Origin of the sequence: Klebsiella sp. HMSC25G12, assembly GCF_001807705.1 — a bacterium.
GTDB lineage: Bacteria > Pseudomonadota > Gammaproteobacteria > Enterobacterales > Enterobacteriaceae > Klebsiella > Klebsiella variicola.
Genome location: NZ_KV789904.1, coordinates 140,786 through 158,884 on the forward strand (window position 1 = coordinate 140,786; position 18,099 = coordinate 158,884).

16 protein-coding genes and 1 pseudogene are annotated in these 18,099 nt (G+C 59.5%); 11 read left to right on the forward strand and 6 right to left on the reverse strand.

Annotated features, from left to right (window positions below; all coding sequences use genetic code 11):
- The first annotated feature begins 153 nt into the window (after nucleotides 1-153).
- Nucleotides 154-2,256, forward strand: coding sequence for an elongation factor G (gene fusA, locus HMPREF3096_RS17885; RefSeq protein ID WP_023297933.1), 2,103 nt, complete (start codon nucleotides 154-156; stop codon nucleotides 2,254-2,256).
- Nucleotides 2,257-2,361: 105 nt separating this feature from the next.
- Here fusA and sbcB read toward each other — a convergent pair whose 3' ends face one another.
- On the reverse strand, nucleotides 2,362-3,786 hold the full coding sequence (gene sbcB, locus HMPREF3096_RS17890; protein ID WP_064144062.1) for an exodeoxyribonuclease I: 1,425 nt from the start codon (nucleotides 3,784-3,786) through the stop codon (nucleotides 2,362-2,364).
- A gap of 180 nt (nucleotides 3,787-3,966) precedes the next feature.
- On the opposite strand from sbcB, the gene dacD reads away from it, so the two are divergent.
- From dacD to cobT, 6 genes are all read left to right on the forward strand, one after another.
- The gene (gene dacD, locus HMPREF3096_RS17895) at nucleotides 3,967-5,130 is read left to right on the forward strand and encodes a serine-type D-Ala-D-Ala carboxypeptidase DacD (protein ID WP_064144110.1); all 1,164 of its coding nucleotides are present in this window, start codon (nucleotides 3,967-3,969) and stop codon (nucleotides 5,128-5,130) included.
- Between the two features lie 175 nt (nucleotides 5,131-5,305).
- Nucleotides 5,306-5,779: a DNA gyrase inhibitor SbmC gene (gene sbmC, locus HMPREF3096_RS17900; RefSeq protein ID WP_012967620.1), complete on the forward strand. Its 474-nt coding sequence runs from the start codon at nucleotides 5,306-5,308 to the stop codon at nucleotides 5,777-5,779.
- A 98-nt stretch (nucleotides 5,780-5,877) separates the two neighbouring features.
- Nucleotides 5,878-6,936, forward strand: a complete 1,059-nt coding sequence (locus HMPREF3096_RS17905) for an FUSC family protein (RefSeq protein WP_004203544.1) — start codon at nucleotides 5,878-5,880, stop codon at nucleotides 6,934-6,936.
- Between the two features lie 167 nt (nucleotides 6,937-7,103).
- Entirely contained in the window at nucleotides 7,104-7,427 is a 324-nt protein-coding gene (locus tag HMPREF3096_RS17910) for a DUF496 family protein (RefSeq protein ID WP_002911883.1), read from the forward strand.
- Nucleotides 7,428-7,739: 312 nt separating this feature from the next.
- The gene (cobS, locus tag HMPREF3096_RS17915; protein WP_008804142.1) at nucleotides 7,740-8,480 is read left to right on the forward strand and encodes an adenosylcobinamide-GDP ribazoletransferase; all 741 of its coding nucleotides are present in this window, start codon (nucleotides 7,740-7,742) and stop codon (nucleotides 8,478-8,480) included.
- Between the two features lie 27 nt (nucleotides 8,481-8,507).
- On the forward strand, nucleotides 8,508-9,575 hold the full coding sequence (cobT, locus tag HMPREF3096_RS17920) for a nicotinate-nucleotide--dimethylbenzimidazole phosphoribosyltransferase (RefSeq protein ID WP_038421493.1): 1,068 nt from the start codon (nucleotides 8,508-8,510) through the stop codon (nucleotides 9,573-9,575).
- Between the two features lie 60 nt (nucleotides 9,576-9,635).
- On the opposite strand, the gene HMPREF3096_RS17925 is transcribed toward cobT, so the two are convergent.
- Nucleotides 9,636-10,730: an adenosylhomocysteinase gene (locus tag HMPREF3096_RS17925; RefSeq protein WP_070544537.1), complete on the reverse strand. Its 1,095-nt coding sequence runs from the start codon at nucleotides 10,728-10,730 to the stop codon at nucleotides 9,636-9,638.
- A gap of 200 nt (nucleotides 10,731-10,930) precedes the next feature.
- Between HMPREF3096_RS17925 and HMPREF3096_RS17930 the strand changes: the two genes are divergently transcribed.
- Nucleotides 10,931-11,662: an HPP family protein gene (locus HMPREF3096_RS17930; protein WP_023297929.1), complete on the forward strand. Its 732-nt coding sequence runs from the start codon at nucleotides 10,931-10,933 to the stop codon at nucleotides 11,660-11,662.
- A gap of 21 nt (nucleotides 11,663-11,683) precedes the next feature.
- Here HMPREF3096_RS17930 and HMPREF3096_RS17935 read toward each other — a convergent pair whose 3' ends face one another.
- Nucleotides 11,684-12,073: a tautomerase family protein gene (locus HMPREF3096_RS17935; protein WP_064144063.1), complete on the reverse strand. Its 390-nt coding sequence runs from the start codon at nucleotides 12,071-12,073 to the stop codon at nucleotides 11,684-11,686.
- Nucleotides 12,074-12,188: 115 nt separating this feature from the next.
- On the opposite strand from HMPREF3096_RS17935, the gene HMPREF3096_RS17940 reads away from it, so the two are divergent.
- Complete coding sequence (locus HMPREF3096_RS17940; protein ID WP_064144064.1) at nucleotides 12,189-13,145, forward strand: LysR family transcriptional regulator; 957 nt, start codon at nucleotides 12,189-12,191, stop codon at nucleotides 13,143-13,145.
- On the opposite strand, the gene HMPREF3096_RS17945 is transcribed toward HMPREF3096_RS17940, so the two are convergent.
- Both HMPREF3096_RS17945 and shiA read right to left on the reverse strand, forming a co-directional pair.
- Nucleotides 13,105-13,845, reverse strand: a complete 741-nt coding sequence (locus tag HMPREF3096_RS17945; protein WP_032733310.1) for a lipoyl protein ligase domain-containing protein — start codon at nucleotides 13,843-13,845, stop codon at nucleotides 13,105-13,107. The two genes, HMPREF3096_RS17940 and HMPREF3096_RS17945, sit on opposite strands and share 41 nt — an antisense overlap.
- A gap of 46 nt (nucleotides 13,846-13,891) precedes the next feature.
- Nucleotides 13,892-15,211, reverse strand: coding sequence for a shikimate transporter (gene shiA, locus HMPREF3096_RS17950; protein ID WP_008804149.1), 1,320 nt, complete (start codon nucleotides 15,209-15,211; stop codon nucleotides 13,892-13,894).
- A 306-nt stretch (nucleotides 15,212-15,517) separates the two neighbouring features.
- Between shiA and HMPREF3096_RS17955 the strand changes: the two genes are divergently transcribed.
- The gene (locus tag HMPREF3096_RS17955) at nucleotides 15,518-16,015 is read left to right on the forward strand and encodes a putative pterin-binding protein (RefSeq protein WP_012541125.1); all 498 of its coding nucleotides are present in this window, start codon (nucleotides 15,518-15,520) and stop codon (nucleotides 16,013-16,015) included.
- A gap of 10 nt (nucleotides 16,016-16,025) precedes the next feature.
- Nucleotides 16,026-17,936, forward strand: a complete 1,911-nt coding sequence (locus HMPREF3096_RS17960) for a putative bifunctional diguanylate cyclase/phosphodiesterase (RefSeq protein ID WP_023322938.1) — start codon at nucleotides 16,026-16,028, stop codon at nucleotides 17,934-17,936.
- On the opposite strand, the pseudogene HMPREF3096_RS31215 reads toward HMPREF3096_RS17960, so the two are convergent.
- A pseudogene (locus HMPREF3096_RS31215) lies at nucleotides 17,933-18,060 on the reverse strand (hypothetical protein). The gene HMPREF3096_RS17960 and the pseudogene HMPREF3096_RS31215 overlap by 4 nt on opposite strands.
- Nucleotides 18,061-18,099: the final 39 nt, after the last annotated feature.

Below are 18,099 nucleotides of genomic sequence, written 5' to 3' on the forward strand. Positions count from 1 at the left end.
GATGCCACGCGCGCCGCCGCAACCTGACCAATCATAATAATAGCAAAAATAGTTCGAATATACTCGTACAGTTGTACTATGATAGGCGGCAGTTAAATGAACTGCGGATCATTCCGACCGCAGACTGACAGTCAAAACGACTAAGGACGCATCATGCCCCGACCCATCCCCCTCGAACGTTATCGCAACATCGGTATCTCCGCGCATATCGATGCCGGTAAAACCACCACCACCGAGCGCATCCTGTTTTACACCGGGATGAGCCATAAGCTGGGTGAAGTACACGATGGCGCGGCAACCACCGACTGGATGGCCCAGGAGCAGGAGCGCGGGATCACCATTACCTCGGCGGCGGTAAGCTGCTTCTGGCCGGGTATGGACCGCAGCTTCGAGCCGCACCGGATCAATATCATCGACACCCCGGGGCACGTGGATTTCACCATTGAGGTGGAACGTTCCATGCGCGTGCTCGACGGCGCGGTGATGGTGTATGACTCCGTCGGCGGGGTGCAGCCCCAGTCGGAGACCGTCTGGCGCCAGGCGAATAAATACCACGTTCCGCGGCTGGCCTTCGTCAACAAGATGGACCGCCCCGGCGCGGACTTCTTCCGCGTGGTGCAGATGATGATCGACCGTCTGAAGGCTAACCCGGTGCCGATTGTGATCCCCATTGGCGCCGAAGAGCATTTCACCGGCGTTGTCGATCTGGTGAAAATGCGCGCCATCCTGTGGGATGACGCCACCCAGGGCATGACCTTCAGCTATGGCCCCGTTCCTGACGATCTGCTGGCGACGGCACAGCAGTGGCGGGAGAAAATGGTCTCGGCGGCGGCGGAAGCCAGCGACGCGCTGATGGATAAATACCTGGAAACCGGCGAGCTGGACGAGGCGGAGATCGTTGCCGGTCTGCGCCAGCGCACGGTGAAGGGGGAAATCCAGGCGGTGCTCTGCGGGAGCGCCTTTAAAAACAAAGGCGTGCAGCGCATGCTCGATGCGGTGGTGGAGCTGATGCCGTCGCCGCTGGATATTCCGGCGATACAAGGCGTTGATGAGAAAGGCCAGCCGGCGGAACGCCATCCGAGCGACGATGAGCCGCTGTCGGCGCTGGCGTTTAAACTGATGACCGACCCCTACGTCGGCCAGCTGACCTTTATCCGCGTCTACTCCGGGACGCTGAAGAAAGGCGATGCGGTGTGGAACCCGGTGAAGGGCAAGAAAGAGCGCATCGGGCGTATCGTGCTGATGCAGGCCAACGACCGCCATGAAGTTGACGAACTGCACGCCGGGGATATCGCGGCCTGCGTTGGGCTGAAGGATGTGACCACCGGTGATACGCTGTGCGATCCGGATGCGATCATTACCCTCGAACGGATGGAGTTTCCGGAGCCGGTGATTTCGCTGGCCATCGAGCCGAAGACCAAAGCGGATCAGGAGAAAATGGGCATCGCGCTGCAGCGGCTGGCGGCGGAAGATCCCTCGTTCCGTCTGCATACCGATGAAGAGTCTGGCCAGACGATTATCTCCGGCATGGGCGAGCTGCATCTGGAGATCATTGTCGACCGGATGAAGCGCGAGTTTGGCGTCGAGGCCAACATTGGTCGTCCGCAGGTCACCTACCGCGAAACCCTGCGCAAGAAAGTGACGGACGTGGAAGGCAAATTTGTGCGCCAGTCCGGCGGCAAAGGGCAGTACGGGCACGTCGTGCTGACCCTGGAGCCGCTGGAGCCGGGCAGCGGTTTCGTCTTCGAGGACGCCACCAAAGGCGGCGTGGTGCCACGCGAGTACATCCCTTCCGTGGAGAAAGGGTTGCGCGAAGCGATGGGCACCGGCGTGCTGGCGGGTTATCCGGTGGTTGACGTGAAAGCGACCCTGACCTTCGGGTCGTACCACGACGTGGACTCCTCGGAGATGGCGTTCCGCATGGCGGCGATCTTTGGCTTCCGGGAAGGCGCGCGCAAAGCGGATCCGGTGATCCTTGAGCCGGTGATGCACGTCGAGGTGGAGACGCCGGAAGAGTACGCCGGGAATATTATGGGCGATCTCTCTTCCCGTCGCGGGATGGTGCAGGGGATGGAAGAGCGCTTCGGCAGCCAGATCATCCGCGCCGACGTGCCGCTGGCGGAGATGTTTGGTTATTCCACCACGCTGCGCTCGATGTCTCAGGGACGGGCAACCTACAGCATGGAGTTCCACCATTACGCGGAAGCGCCGCGTAATGTGGCGGATGAAATCATCGCCAGCCGCGCGAAAAGCTAAGCAACGTTCCCGGGTGCGACGCGAGGCGTCTTACCCGGGCTACGAGTCCAGCCATCGTTTGTAGCCCGGGTAAGGCGTTAGCCGCAACCCGGGAATTTTAGCCAATCAGACAATATCCTGTGCGTACTGCCACAGCGCCTTCAACTGCGCCAGCTTCTCTTTATCATCCGCATACTGCTGATACAGCATCTGCAGCTCATCGGCATAGGCCTGCAAAAACTCTGGCGTAAACACCTGACGACGGTGCTCTAACCAGCGCTGCTGCTCATGTTCATCGAGCGTGCCGGGGAAGTTGCGCGCCCGATAGTTAAACAGCAGGCGTTCGATACGCTTATCGGCGAAGGTAATATCCAGCGCCGGCAGATTGCGCGGTTCGGTTTCCAGCACGATTTTCATCGCCGCGCGGTCGGCATCGCTAAAGAACCCATTGTAAAGCTGGGCGTCGACGTTTTCGGACGGCACGAACGGCTCGGCTTCGGCATAGACCGCCACCACTTTCTCCCGCACCTGCGGATTCGCCCGCAGCAGCTGGGCATTCTCCAGACAGCGCTGAATGGAGATCCCCAGCCGGTCGGCATCCTGCGGGCGCAGGGTATTGGCCTGAGCCAGCACCGGACATTTATTGAGATGCACCAGCTTGATCGGCGCCGCCGGCAGATCGCCAAGCTCGGCGCGCGGGGTGTAAAGCCGCTCGCGCAAGGCATCGGCATCGAGCTCCAGCAGCGGCGCCATATCGCCCGCCAGATCGACCATAATCACCGCATTGCGGTTTTCCGGATGCCAGGCCAGGGGCGCCACCAGGCTGGTGTTGCCGCGCGCGGCGCCAAACATGCCGGAGACATGCACCAGCGGTTTCATCTGCGGCACGTCGATGAGCGTCGCCAGCTTGCGCTTATTGCGGTGGCTGTAGAGATAATCAAACAGCCGCGGCTGCCGGGTTTTCACCAGCTTCGCCATGGCGATGGTGGCGTACACATCGGCCATCGCGTCATGGGCGTTCTGGTGTTCAATACCGTTGGCGACGGTTAGATGTTCAAGCCGGAAGCTGGGCAAACCCTCGTCATTCTCCGGCCAGGTGATCCCTTCCGGACGCAGGGCATAGCAGGCGCGCATCACGTCGAGCAGATCCCAGCGCGAGTTATCGTGCTGCCAGCTCCAGGCATAAGGGTCATAGAAGTTGCGATAAAAGATATTCCGCGTCACTTCGTCATCAAAGCGCACGTTGTTATAGCCGACGATACAGGTTTGCGGCACCGTGAACAGATCGTGGATGCGGCGGGCAAACGCGGCCTCATTATCCCCTTTGGCCAGCGCTTCCTGCGGGGTGATCCCGGTGATCATCACCGCCTGCGGCTGCGGCAGATAATCGTCAGCGGGCTTGCAGTAAAACACCTCGGGCTCGCCGAGCACGTTCAGCTCCGCGTCGGTGCGGATGGCGGCGAACTGCGCCGGCCGGTCGAGGGAAGGGCTGGTGCCGAAGGTTTCATAATCGTGGAATAAAAATCCGGGCTGGTTGACGCTATCTTGCATAGTCTGTTCATTATCCGTGGTGGCGTGCGACCGGTATGGTAAACGATTTGCCCGGTCATCAGAAGGGTAACGGCAAGCAACTTCCTCTGCTGTGTCATATTTTCTTGCAATTAAACCCTGATATGAAACGCGAAGTTCCGTAAAAAGGACGGCGGATCTGTAAATCTAGAGGATATGCCGTTGAAAGGCCGTTTGTTTATTGCTGTATCTTTGCTCGCTTCGAGCGTTTCCTGCGCATTTGCCGTCGACTTCCCTGCTACGGTCGCGCCACCGGCTATTCAGGCTGGCTCCTGGGTGCTGATGGATTACACCACCGGTCAGGTCCTGACCGCGGGTAACGAACATCAGCAGCGCAATCCTGCCAGTCTGACCAAACTGATGACCGGCTACGTGGTCGACCGCGCCATCGACAGCCATCGTATCACCTTTGACGACATCGTCACCGTGGGTAAAGACGCCTGGGCGAAGGGCAACCCGGTGTTCGACGGGTCATCCCTGATGTTCTTAAAACCAGGGGATCGGGTCAGCGTCCGCGACCTCAGCCGTGGGCTGATTGTCGACTCCGGTAACGACGCCTGCGTCGCGCTGGCCGACTATGTCGCCGGCGGCCAGCCGCAGTTTGTCGCCCTGATGAATCAGTATGTCGAAAAATTGCACCTGCGGGATACCCATTTCGAAACCGTCCACGGCCTCGACGCCCCGGGCCAGCACAGTTCTGCCTATGACCTCGCGGTGCTGTCGCGGGCGATTATTCATGGCGAACCTGACGTCTACCACATGTACAGCCAGAAAAGCCTGACGTGGAACGGGATCACCCAGCAAAACCGTAACGGTCTGCTGTGGGATAAAACCATGAACGTCGATGGCCTGAAAACGGGCCACACCTCTGGCGCCGGGTTCAACCTGATCGCCTCGGCGGTGGATGGCCAGCGCCGGCTGATCGCCGTGGTGATGGGGGCGGACAGTCCGAAAGGCCGCGAGCAGCAGGCCGCGAAACTACTGCACTGGGGGCAGCAGAACTTTGACACCGTGCAGGTGCTGCAGAAAGGCCAGAAGGTCGGCACCGAACGCATCTGGTACGGCGATAAAGAGCAGATTAAGCTCGGCACCGATCAGGATTTCTGGTTAGCGCTGCCGAAGGCGGAAGTGTCGCGGATTAAAGCGAAATATGTGCTGGATAAGAAGGATCTGGAGGCGCCGATCGCCGCCAACCAGCGGGTCGGCGAGATTTCGCTGTATGACAGCGACAAGGTGGTGGGGCACTATCCGCTGGTCACCCTCGAAAGCATCAATAAAGGCGGGGTGTTCTCGCGAATGAGCGATTACCTGCACCACGAGCTGTAACCATGATAACCGCCTCTTTGCAGGCGGTTTTTTTCGTCTGTCGCTCCTGCTGGCGGGGCGCCTGTTTTTTCAGCAGTGTGATGGCGACTCTGTGAATTCGCGCACATACTGAGGGGGGATCTCCTGTTAAATTAACTGTATATTCATACAGTCATTTATCTCCAAAGGAGGCAAGATGAACTACAGCATCACCACCCTCGGCAAGAAAACCATTGCCGGTTTCCATCTGGTCGGGCCCTGGGATCAAACGGTCAAGCAGGGGTTTGAGCAACTGATGATGTGGGTTGAGAACCATCAGGTGCCCGCCCGTGAATGGCTTGCCGTCTACTACGATAACCCGGAGGAAGTGCCGGCGGAAAAACTGCGCTGCGCCACCGTGGTCGCCGTTGACGAGGATTACGTCATTCCCGCCAACAGCGAAGGGGTGATACTGGCGGCGGTTGCCGGCGGGGATTACGCCTGCGCCCGCGCGCGGGTGGTGGATTACGATTTTGCCACCCCGTGGATGCAGTTTTTCGACAGCCTGCTGCAGAGCACAACGTATCGCGTGGCCCCCAGGCCCTGTTTTGAGATCTATCTCAACGACGGCAACCACGACGGCTACTGGGATATCGACATGTATGTCCCCGTTGAGCGCGTCGCGTCGTAGCGGTTTACCCCTGTTCCGGACAAGGATTTTTACATTCCCGGCACGCTCCGGGCGAAAAAGCAGTTACAATTGGCCTTTTCGTTTTGCCGGAGAGGGTTGTGCGCGCTGATAAATCACTCAAGCCATTTGAGATCCGCTTGTATCGCCATTATCGGGTAGTGCATGGCGTGCGGATTGCGCTGGCCTTTGTGCTCACTTTTTTGCTGGTGCGGCTGCTGAACGTGCCTGAGGGGACCTGGCCTCTCATCACCCTGGTGGTGGTGATGGGGCCGATCTCCTTCTGGGGCAACGTCGTGCCGCGGGCGTTTCAGCGCATCGGCGGCACGATCCTCGGCTCGGCGCTGGGGCTGGTGGCGCTGAAGCTTGAGCTCATCTCCCTGCCGCTGATGGTCCTCTGGTGCGCGGCGGCGATGTTCCTCTGCGGCTGGCTGGCGCTGGGCAAGAAACCCTATCAGGCACTGCTGATCGGCATTACCCTGTCGGTGGTGGTCGGGGCGCCGCCCGGCGATATGCATACCGCGCTGTGGCGAAGCGGCGACGTGATCTTCGGCTCGCTGCTGGCGATGCTGTTTACCGGTATCTGGCCGCAGCGGGCGTTCATCCACTGGCGCATCCAGATGGCCAGCTATGTCACCAACTTTAACCGCCTCTACCAGGCCGGCTTCTCGCCAAATCTGGTGGATCGGCCGCGGCTGGAAAAGCATCTCCAGCAGGCGCTGAACGACGTCGTCAAAATGCGCGGGCTGATCACCCCCGCCAGCAAAGAGACGCACATCCAGAAGGCGATCTTCGAGGCTATCCAGACCGTCAGCCGCAACCTCGTCTGCATGCTGGAGCTGCAGATCAACGCCTGGTGGGCCACCCGTCCGGGTCATTTTGTGATGCTCAATGCGCACACCCTGCGAGAGACGCAGCAGATGACCCAGCAGACGCTGTTGGCCATCGCCCACGCCTTGTATGAAGGGAACCCTCAGCCTGTGCGCGCCAACAATGAAAAGCTGAATGAGATCGTTCTCGAACTGCGCCAGCTGATGAAAGAGCAGGGTGACGACAGCCTGGCGGAAACCCCAATTCATGGCTATGTTTGGCTCTCGATTGAACTGGCGCGTCAGCTGGAGCTGCTGTCGCATCTGATCTGCCGCGCGTTGCGCAAATAAGCACCAGATGCACCGGGTAACTGCATGGGTTGTTTCGATTCAGCAGCGTTTAGGGTTATGATAAACGCAAAGGAAAAAACATTGTCATCAGCGACTGCTAGCAGTTATGTTAGCCCTATAACGCAGTCGCTTTACGAATCCGAATCTCAATTATTAGGGGTGTAAAAATGGAAACAACTAAGCCTTCTTTCCAGGACGTACTGGAGTTTGTTCGTCTGTACCGTCGTAAGAACAAACTGCAGCGTGAAATTCAGGACGTTGAGAAAAAGATCCGTGATAACCAGAAGCGTGTTCTGCTGCTGGACAACCTCAGCGACTACATCAAACCGGGCATGAGCGTGGAAGCTATCCAGGGCATCATCGCCAGCATGAAGAGCGATTACGAAGATCGCGTTGATGATTACATCATCAAAAATGCCGAGCTGTCCAAAGAGCGCCGCGACATCTCCAAAAAACTGAAAGTGATGGGCGAAGCCAAAGTCGAAGGCTAATCCCTGCCGGTCCGGCGGCGATCGACGTCGCCGGGCTGTTCTGCTCTACCTCCCCATTCGTCTCTTTTTCTGCAAAACTTTGTCCCGGCAACTGACTCTCCTCACCGACTCTTTGCTATACTGCCCCGCGAAAACGTATTGATATCGGAAAGGTTTCTCTCATCCTGGCCGGGCATCTGACGCAGCGGCGTCAGAGCGATATCTCAACACCTCTCACCTCTCCGACGATCGATTCGCCAGAAGACAAACTCAGGTGCTGACCGGGCGCGACCGAACTCTTCCGCTGCTTTCGCCGACAGGAGTCAACCTCACGTGATTAAGTCATTCTTTGCTGCACTCTCGTTTATCAGCCGCCTGCCGGTCCCGGCGCGGTTATCTCAGGGCCTGGAGATCGAACAGTACCAGCGCAGTATCGTCACCTTTCCGCTGGTCGGTTTACTGCTCGGCGCCATCGCCGGCGCGGTGGCGCTCCTCCTGCAGCCGTGGTGCGGCGTCCCGCTGGCGGCGCTGTTCGGCGTGCTGGCGCTGGCGCTGCTCACCGGCGGATTTCACCTTGACGGGCTGGCTGATACCTGCGACGGCATCTTCTCCGCCCGCACCCGCGATCGGATGCTGGAGATCATGCGCGACAGCCGGCTGGGCACCCACGGCGGGCTGGCGCTGATCTTCGTGCTGGTGGCGAAAGTGCTGGTGGTCGGCGAGCTGCTGCTGCGCGATACCCACCCCATCGCCGCGCTGGCGGCGGCCTGCGCCGTCGGTCGCGGAATGGCGGTGCTGCTGATGTATCGTCATCGCTACGCGCGGGAAAAGGGGCTGGGCAATCTGTTTATTGGCAAAGTTAGCCTGCAGCAGACGCTGGTGACGATGGCGATGGGGGTAGCGCTGGCCACCGTCCTGCTGGGGCTGCAGGGCCTGCGCGCCGCGCTGATCACCCTGGTGCTGATCTGGGGTCTGGGATGGGCGCTGAAGCGAACCCTCGGCGGGCAGACCGGGGATACTCTCGGGGCGGCGATTGAGCTGGGTGAATTACTCTTTTTACTGGCGCTGCTGTAAGGCCTGGCGCCAACGATGAGGAACAGAATGGAAACACTTTCTGCGTTACTGGCTGCCATTCCGCAGCCCGATGTGGCGGGCATGGCGCGCGCTCAGCAGCATATTGATGGCCTGTTAAAGCCGCCCGGTAGCCTTGGACGTCTGGAGACGCTGGCCGTGCAACTGGCTGGTCTGCCGGGGCTGCAGGGGCAGCTGGCGCTGGCGGAGAAGGCGATAGTGGTCATGTGCGCCGACCACGGCGTCTGGCATGAAGGCGTGACGCCTTCGCCGCAGGTGGTGACGGCCATTCATGCCGGCAATATGGTGCGGGGCAACACCGGCGTCTGCGTGCTGGCGGCGCAGGCCGGGGCCAGGGTGCAGGTGGTGGATGTCGGCATCGATGCCGACCCGCTGCCGGGCCTGATTAACCTCAAGGTGGCCCGCGGTAGCGGGAATATCGCCCGGACGGCGGCGATGAGTCGCCAGCAGGCGGAGACGGTGCTGCTGGCCAGCATGCATCTCACCCGCCAGCTCGCCGCCGACGGGGTGAAAGTTTTTGGCGTCGGCGAACTGGGAATGGCCAATACCACCCCGGCCGCAGCGGTGATCAGTGTCCTGACGGGCAGCGATCCTGACGCCGTGGTGGGCTGTGGGGCCAATCTGCCGCTGGCGCAGCGGGGCCATAAGGTGGCGGTGGTGCGCCAGGCGATAGCCCTTAACCAGCCGAACCCGGAGGAGGGGCTGGATGTCCTGGCGAAGGTGGGCGGTTACGATCTGGTGGGCATGACCGGGGTGATCCTCGGGGCGGCCTCCTGTGGCCTGCCGGTGGTGCTGGATGGCTTCCTCTCCTATGCCTCTGCCCTGGCGGCGTGTCGCATGGCCCCGGCGGCGCATCCTTATCTTGTCCCTTCGCACTTGTCGGCGGAGAAAGGGGCGCAGATCGCCCTGGACGCGCTGGGTCTGCGGCCCTATCTCGATATGGACATGCGCCTGGGAGAGGGCAGCGGCGCCGCGCTGGCCATGCACCTGCTGGATGCCGCCAGCGTGATGTACAACCAGATGGGAACGCTGGCGCAGAGCAACATTGTGCTGCCCGATACCGCGCCGTCGTCCTGATGAAAAAGCGCATCGTCTCCACGATGGGGGGACGATGCGCTGCGTTTACAGCGCCTGCTGTCAGACCGCCTGGGGCAGGAGGTAAACCTGCGCCGGGGCGCGCATGCCGTCGGTGACAATATGGCGGATGCCGCTGGCCATCACCGCCAGGGTGACGTCAAAAGCGTTCAGGCTATCGCCGAAGCCCGCGGTCAGGTTGAGCATCGAACCATTGGCCAGCAGATAGATGGTTTTGTCGGCCATGCGGTAGGCGTTGATATACGGCATCACCTCTTCCTGAGGGTACTGGCGCAGGTACTCGCCGTCGATCTCTTCCGCCACGTGGCCGACGTTAAGGATAAAGACTCCCGCTTTCGCGCGCTCCAGCGCCTGGCGATTAACCACGTTTTTCCCGCCTGTCGCCGTGGCCACCACGTCCGCCGAGGCGATAGCCTCCTGCAGATCCACCACGTGCCAGCCGTCGTAGGCCGCCTGCAGACGACGGGCAGGATCGATCTCCGCCACCATCACCTGACCGCCAAAGGCTTTTGCCGCCGCCGCGACGCCCTGGCCGACCAGGCCGTAGCCGATCACCAGCACTTTTTTCTCATGCAGGGTGAGATGAGTGGTCTGGAAGAAGGTGTGCCAGGCGGTGAGACCAACCATATGGCGGTTGTGCAGCCCCTCTTTGACCGGCAGATCGTCCCAGTTAAAGATCGGATAGCCTGGCTGAATATCGCCCAGCCGATTGACGCCCGAGCCAGTGGCTTCCAGACCCGCCACGATGTTACCAAACTCGCCGCGCTGGTGGAGCAGGGTGGTGATATCGGCGCCCATCTCGCACAGGTGAGTGGGCTGCCAGGCAATCGCTTTTTCCCATGACTGCTGCCAGTCGGCGTCGCTCATATTGCGCCACGCACAGGCCTCGGCGCCGCGCTCCACCAGCCAGGCCACCACGTCGTCCTGCACGGTGGTGGGGTTACAGGTGGTTAAGAAGACCTGAGCGCCCTTGTCGAGGATCCCCTGCACCAGCGGGATCATTTTCATGTCGAGGTGCATACAGCAGGCCAGGCGCACGCCGCTGAGGTCGGGCAGGGCGGCGACCTGACGCAGGGTACGCGGCATATTCTGGCTGGCCCATGCCACTTCTTTCACTAAAGAGATTTTATTATTCACTGGGTTATGACCTTCAGTTCGCAAAAGGGGTATCCCCCTGACAGAAAAGGGATTCTATCAGCCCACGCGAGAATTCACAGCCCTGTGCCCTCTGGACGATATTGCCTACGCTATCCCCCTGTGAAATACATGGTTGTTAATGTAAGGTTAAAAAAAGAAAATAAAATATAAGTAATTCCTATGACCTAAGCGATAAAGCGATGTTGAGTGTCATTTCTGCGGGGCTGTTTTCACGGCTGCGGATTTTCCTTGGGCGCCTGAAGCCGCACGCGCTGCCGGTGGCCCGCCGGCATATCGTGCTGGGATCCATTGGCGCCGGCACCGGGCTGGCGGTAACCAGCATGTTCAGCCACTGGCTGCTCGGCGAAGTCAATTTGTGGTTTATTGCCCCCATGGGCGCGTCGGCGGTGCTGTTATTTGGCGTGCCGAGCAGCCCGCTGGCGCAGCCGTGGTCGATTGTCGGCGGTAATGTGCTGTCGGCGCTGATCGGCGTCACGGTGGGCATGCTGGTTCCCGACCCGGCGCTGGCCTGCGGGCTGGCGGCCGCGCTGGCGATCGCCGGGATGTATTTTCTGCGCTGTCTGCATCCCCCCGGCGGTGCGGTGGCCCTGACGGCGATCCTCGGCGGCGCCGGGGTGCACAGCGAAGGCTATCACTTTGTGCTGACGCCGGTGCTGCTCAACTCGCTGATGCTGGCGCTGCTGGCCATCGTGTTTAATAACCTGGTTGGCCGCCGCTATCCGCATTCGCTGGCGGCGGAGGAGGTCAAGCCCCGGGCGGTGCCACTGGGCATCTCGGTCACCCGGGAGGATATTCACGCCGCGCTGCTGGAAGGCCAGTTCCTCGACATTGATGAAGACGATGTCCAGGAACTGCTGGAGAATATCGAGCAGCAGGCGCGCCAGCGCATCGCGATGGCTGCCCGCCGCTAAGGGCGCGCTTCGGGCTGCGGGTTACAGATCGCCGGTAAGATACTGCGCGACCCCGCGGCCAAAGCTCCAGTCACCTTTCTGATTACTGATAATCGACACCATCACATCATCGCCGCTCAGGCCGCAGTGCTCCGCCAGCTCCTCCTGCAACAGGGCGAAGAAGCGTTGCTTCTGCGCCTCGCTGCGCGGGCTGGTATAGACCCGCACCACCACCAGATCCCGCGTGCGGGTCAGTCCGAGGCCGGTATCGTCAATCACCATATGGGGGGCTTTGTTTTCGTGAACAATCTGGTAGCGGTCGCGTTCCGGTACCTCGAAGGCACGCAGCACGGCGCGATGGGCGGCATCCAGCAGGGTTCTGATCTCCTGTTCCGTACGGCCTTCAATCAGGTCAAATGTCAGTAATGGCATGCAGGTGTTCCTTATCGTTAGGGAATAATGACGGGCTGAACAGGATGCTAGCCGATGCCGTCGCGGGCAAAAACCGCTATAGTTGAATACATTGTTTTTACTGGTGAACAATCACATGAGCGAGAGTCGTCCGGAGAGTTACTGGGCCCATCTGTACTGGCTGACGGTGCTGGAAGAGCAAAAAAGCTATACCCGGGCCGCGGAAAAGCTGGGGATCAGCAAGTCGGCTATCAGCCAGAAAATCAGCGAGCTGGAGCGGGTGACTGGCAAAACCCTGGTCCATCGCACTACCCGCAGCGTGAGCCTCAGCGAAGACGGACTGCGGCTGGTGGCGGAACTCAACGAGCCGTTTGGTCAGTTGCGGGATATTTTCACCGGCGCCTGCGATGAGGGCGGGCCGCTGCGGGGAACGCTGCGCCTGACCGCGCCGGTGGCCTTTTCCCGCCAGCAGCTGGTCCCGGCGATCGCGCCGTTTTTGCATCAGCATCCCCAGCTGCATTTGCAGCTGGAGGTGACCGACCGGCTGGTCTCTCTGGCCAGCGAAGGGTTCGATCTTGCCATCCGCCACTGTCGGCGCGAGGCGTTCCCGGACACCCACGTCGCCTGGCCGCTGTGTCACACCGCGACGCTGATCGTCGCGTCCGCCGACTATATTCGCCGCCATGGCCGCCCGGAGACCCCCGACGATCTGCGCCACCACCAGTGCCTGACCTATCCCCGTGGGCCACAGCGCCCGCAGTGGACGTTCGCCTCCCGCCAGGCGCCCGATGAACGGGTGACCATCAATGTGCAGGGGCCCTTCGCCACGAATAACAGCGAGTCGCTACGCGATGCCGTGCTGGCGGGGCTTGGGGTGGCGCTGCTGCCGGATTTCAGCGCCCGGGAGGCCATCGGTCGCGGGCTGGTGCAGGAGCTGCTCCCGGCGTGGCAGCCGGTGGAGGTGTTTGCCGATAAGCTGTACGTCATCCGGCCCTATACCCCGCGCGTGTCGCGCGCGGTGGAAACCTTCAGCCGCTACCTGAAAGCGACCTTCAGCGAGCCGCGTCCAGTTCCCGCGCCAGCGCCTCGCTAAAGCGGGGAAGCAGATGGCGTTCGCCGGGAAGCCGCTGCGCGAGGGTGACGGTTTTGTCGGCGCAATAGACCCGTTCGCTGCCGAGCTGCGCTTCAAAGGCGTTCGCTGCCTGATGCGCCGCGGTAAGATCGGCGTCAATAAGGATCACCGCATGGGCCAGCACCACATGGCCGCGGCCTGCCGTCAGCGGCCGCCAGTACTGGGCGGTACCGACAATCTTGCGCGCCGCCTCGCCCTCCCCGCAGGCGAGGTTATACCGGCCATCGCAAAAGGAACCGTTTACCGCCCGGGCGTGGCTGGCAACGCCGAAGCGCGCGAGGGTACGCTGCAGCACCGCGCACAGCGAGTGATAGATGGGTTCGGCGGCCTCGCCGAGCGACTGCTGCACCGGCCAGGCGAGGCTAAGGTTGATAATTCCCGGCCCCTGAGGCACCAGACCGCCCCCGGAGCGGCGGAGCCATACCGGCCAGCCGCGCGCGGCAAAATGCGCGCTGACCGCCGGCAGATCCGCAAACTGACGATAGCTCCCCGGCACCACAAATCCCTGCGGCGCCTGCCAGAGCTGGGCGACGGCTTCCCCGGCGCAGGCTTTGGCAAACAGCGGCTGTTCCGCCTGGGTGGGGTCCTCGCAAAACTGCAGCGCCAGCGAGGAGGGGGTAAAACGGCGAGGCCAGCAGTCGGCCAGCGATAACAGAGACATGCATTCTCCTTACCGGAGGGCGCGGGTCACGCCCTCCGCTGGTGGGTCAGTGGACGGTCTGTTTTTTCATCAGCAGGGCGGTGAGCGCCGACAGCAGGCATCCCGCGGTCAGATAGAGGGCCACGCTGTGCCATGAACCGCCGGAGAAGGTGACCAGCGCCGCGGCGATAAACGGCGTAAAACCGCCGCCGACCACGCTCGCCACCTGGTAGCCGACGCCGGCGCCGCTGTAGCGATAGCTGGCGCCGAACAGCTCGGTAAACATCGGCTGCTGGACGCAGACCACCATATCATGGGCGATATTGGCCAGCATCAGGGCGAAGAACAGGATCCAGAAAACAGACTGACTCTCCAGCGCCATAAAGAACGGAAAACCGCTCAGCGTGCCGATCAGCGCGCCGGTGATATAGATCCGTCGGCGACCAAAGCGGTCTGCCAGCCAGGCGAAGCAGGGGATAGTCAGGCAACTGAGTCCGCCCACCAGCAGGCCGATGTTGAGAAACAGCTCGCGCGGCAGGCCGAGGTTTTGCGTGGAATAGTTGAGGGCGAAGGCGGTGACGATATACATCGTCAGCAGTTCGCACAGCCGCAGGGCGATAATCAGTAAAAACGCTCCCGGATGGCGAAGCAGGGCTTCCACCACCGGTAGTCGCTTTTTCTCCGGCTGAAGGTTGGCCTGGCTCTGCTGCGCTTCAAATTCCTGCGATTCCGCCATGCCGTTACGGATCCACAGCGCAATAAGGACCAGCACCACGCTGAACAGGAACGGTAAGCGCCAGCCCCAGCTGAGGAACTGCTCGTCGGTGGTCAGGCTGCTGATCAGCGATACCAGCCCGGTGGAGAGCAGCAGGCCGACGCCGTAGCCTACCTGCACCCCGCTGCTGTAAAAGGCTTTTTTCCCCTGCGGGGCGTTCTCCACCGAGAGCAGCGCCGCGCCGCCCCATTCCCCGCCGACGGCAAACCCCTGGACGGCCCGCAGGAACACCAGCAGCGCCGGCGCCCACCAGCCGATCTGGCTGAACGAGGGGAGCAGGCCGATGCAGGCGGTGGCGATACCCATCATCCAGACGGTCATCATCAGCATCCGTTTACGCCCGAGGCGGTCGCCGAAGTGGCCAAAGATAATCCCGCCGAGCGGGCGAAAGAGAAACCCGACGCCGAAGGTGGCAAAGGCGGCAAGCGTCCCCATCGCCGGGCCGATCTGCGGGAAAAACTCGCGGTTAAACACCAGCGCGGCGGTAATGCCATAGAGAAGAAAATCGTACCAGTCGACCACCGCGCCGGCAAAACTGCCCCATGCCGCCCGCCGGGCGCGAAGCAGTGAATCTGGCGCCTCGGCGGGCTGCACGCTTATTGTTGAATCCATACCCTGTCCTGTCTGTCACATAATTTGTCGTTATTGGAATGAGACGCTTTTACTGTTGCGTCAGCGTTGAGACTACCGCGCAGCGGCCGTGGAGGAAAGTAGTTTGCCTGCTAAGCGGGGAGATGGCGCAAAAAAGAAGCGACGGGAAAGGCGGGCTAAATCACACCCTGTACTAAACAATCTGGCAATTTGCCAGCCAGCTTATACTTTTAATTAAATCAACGGATAACAAAGAGGGACACCTTTTAAGAATTGACGTAAATGGTTTACACTTAACATGTCTCCTTCTCTGGAATGGTGAGTTAAATGCGTCTACTTCTTGCAGTGTTATTTTGTTCTGTCATGTTGCCTTCCGCTTACGCTGAAAAACTGCCTGCGCCGACAGGAAAACCTGTACTGACCATTTCCGGAAAAATCGGGAATACGAACGTCGGTGACAAAGCCGTTTTTGACCTCGCGGCGCTGGAAAAACTGGGGATGAAAACGGTGGAAACCACCACCCCCTGGTACACCGGTAAGGTTCGTTTCGATGGCATTCCCCTCAATAAACTCATGGATTTAGTCGGCGCTAAGGGCAAATCCGCGCGCGTGCTGGCGCTTAACGACTACACCACCATTATCCCGATTGATGATTTTTATAAATTCCCGGTCATTATGGCCTTAAAAATGAACGGCGAATATATGCGCGTTCGTGATAAAGGTCCATTATTTATCGTCTACCCTTACGACAGCAGCACTGAATTACAAAACCAGATCTATTATTCCCGATCGGCCTGGCAAGTTTCTAAGATTATTATAGAGTAAGGGTTGGATCTTGAATCGAATACTCACGGCTATTATTTTGTCGTTATTTATTGTTACCGGATATATTACCTATCTGGTGCATGAGCGACAAAGTGAGTTGCAAAAATTTACCCGCTATACAGACTCCTGGTCAATGTCGCAGATGGTGTCGGAATATATGCGACTGGAGTCTCGTCTGGCGGGAATGGCGATCGGGGCCGAAGGGGCGGACCACGATGAGGTGCGCCTGCGCCTGGAGATCATGATGAGCCAGATCGAACTCCTGCAGCAGGGCGATCTGGGTAAATTTATTAATAAAAGCGAACAGCGGAAGGCGGTGGTCGCGACGCTGATTCGTAATCTTCATCTGCTTGATAAACAAGTTGATACCATGACGCCGGAGCAGGTCAAACAGATCCTGCCGGTGTTGAGTGAACTGGATGGCCCCCTGACCTCAATGGCCGCCGCCACCCTGACGCAAGATATTAATATCGTTAATATCACGCATGATAAAATCCAGCATCTTTATTATATCTACTCGGTGATCTCCATTCTGCTGATCGCCATGTGTATTACCCTCGGCCTGTTGATGCTCCGGCAGAATAATAACCTGCGTCGCGCCCATGTGCGCATGAAGACGCTGGCCAACGATCTGCAGGCCTCGAAAGAGAAGTTGCAGGTACAGAACCGCCGACTGCAGTACGATGCCTACCATGATTCGCTGACCGGTATGCCGAATCGTCTCTCTTTCTGGCAGCGGTTGCAGGAGATTGTCAACCAGGTGCGCCCCTATCAGGGGTGCGCGGTGGTGATGCTGTTCGACCTCGACAGCTTTAAGGATGTGAACGATACCCTCGGCCATGATGCTGGCGATAAGCTGCTGCAGGATCTGGCCAGTCGTCTCTCTTTTTTCCGTAAAACCTCCGAGACGCTGTATCGCCTTGGCGGCGATGAGTTCGCGATGCTCTCTTACGATCTGACTGAAGAGATGGCCCTCGAGCGCGCCAATGTTATCCGGGAGAAGATCAGCCAGCCCTATCAGATCTACGATGCGCAGATTAATATCGACGCCTGCATCGGGATCGTTATCTCTGACGGCGAAAGCCGGACCGATTATCTGTACAAGTGTGCTGACCTTGCGCTGTACGAGGCGAAAAAAGAGGGCAGCGGTCATGTGCAAATTTTCCGGCCGGGCATGCTGCAGCGCCTGCAGGAGAATAAATCGTTCGAAGATGACCTGCTGCAGGCGCTGGCCCATGACGAATTTAAAGTCTACTACCAGCCGATCGCCGATACCGTCACGCGTGAAATCTACGGCTATGAAGCGCTGGTTCGCTGGTTCCATCCCGTGCGCGGCGTTGTGCCGCCGACGGTGTTTATTCCCGTCGCGGAGAAAATCGGCCTGATCAATACCCTCGGCGAGTGGGTGCTGAAAACCGCCTGCGCCGAAGCGGCCAGTTGGGCGACGCCGCTAAAAGTCTCGGTCAACGTTTCGCCGATTCAACTGATGAACACGTCGTTGACCGATACCATTATCGGCGTGCTGCAGCAGACCGGCCTCGATCCGCGACGCCTGGATCTGGAGATCACCGAGTCGGACGTGTTCAATGAGAATACCCGTTCGCTGGAAATTCTCAGCCAGCTGCGCGAGCAGGGCATTCAGATTTCCATTGATGACTTTGGTACCGGCTATTCTTCTCTGTCGCGTTTAAGCTACTTCCCGTTCGATAAAATCAAAATTGACCGCTCGTTTGTTATCAATATTCCGGAGCAAAAAGACGATTTGGATATCGTTCGCCTGATTATCAGTATGGGGAAGAGTCTGCATATGCGTATTGTGGCGGAAGGCGTGGAAACCGAAGAGCAATTGACCTCGCTGCAGGCGCTGGGGTGCGACCTGGTCCAGGGGTATTTAATCGGCAAGCCGAGTCCGCTGCGCTAACAAATTTTTAACGCGTTTACTTTTATTCTCCGGGTGATTTCAGGATCCTGAAATCGCCTTTTTTATTTTACCGCGTCACTAATCCCTGAGAGGTATAAAAAGGAGTAGACGGTAAAAGCAGCAACAAAATAATATCCTTAGCGTTTAAAAGGGGTATATGATA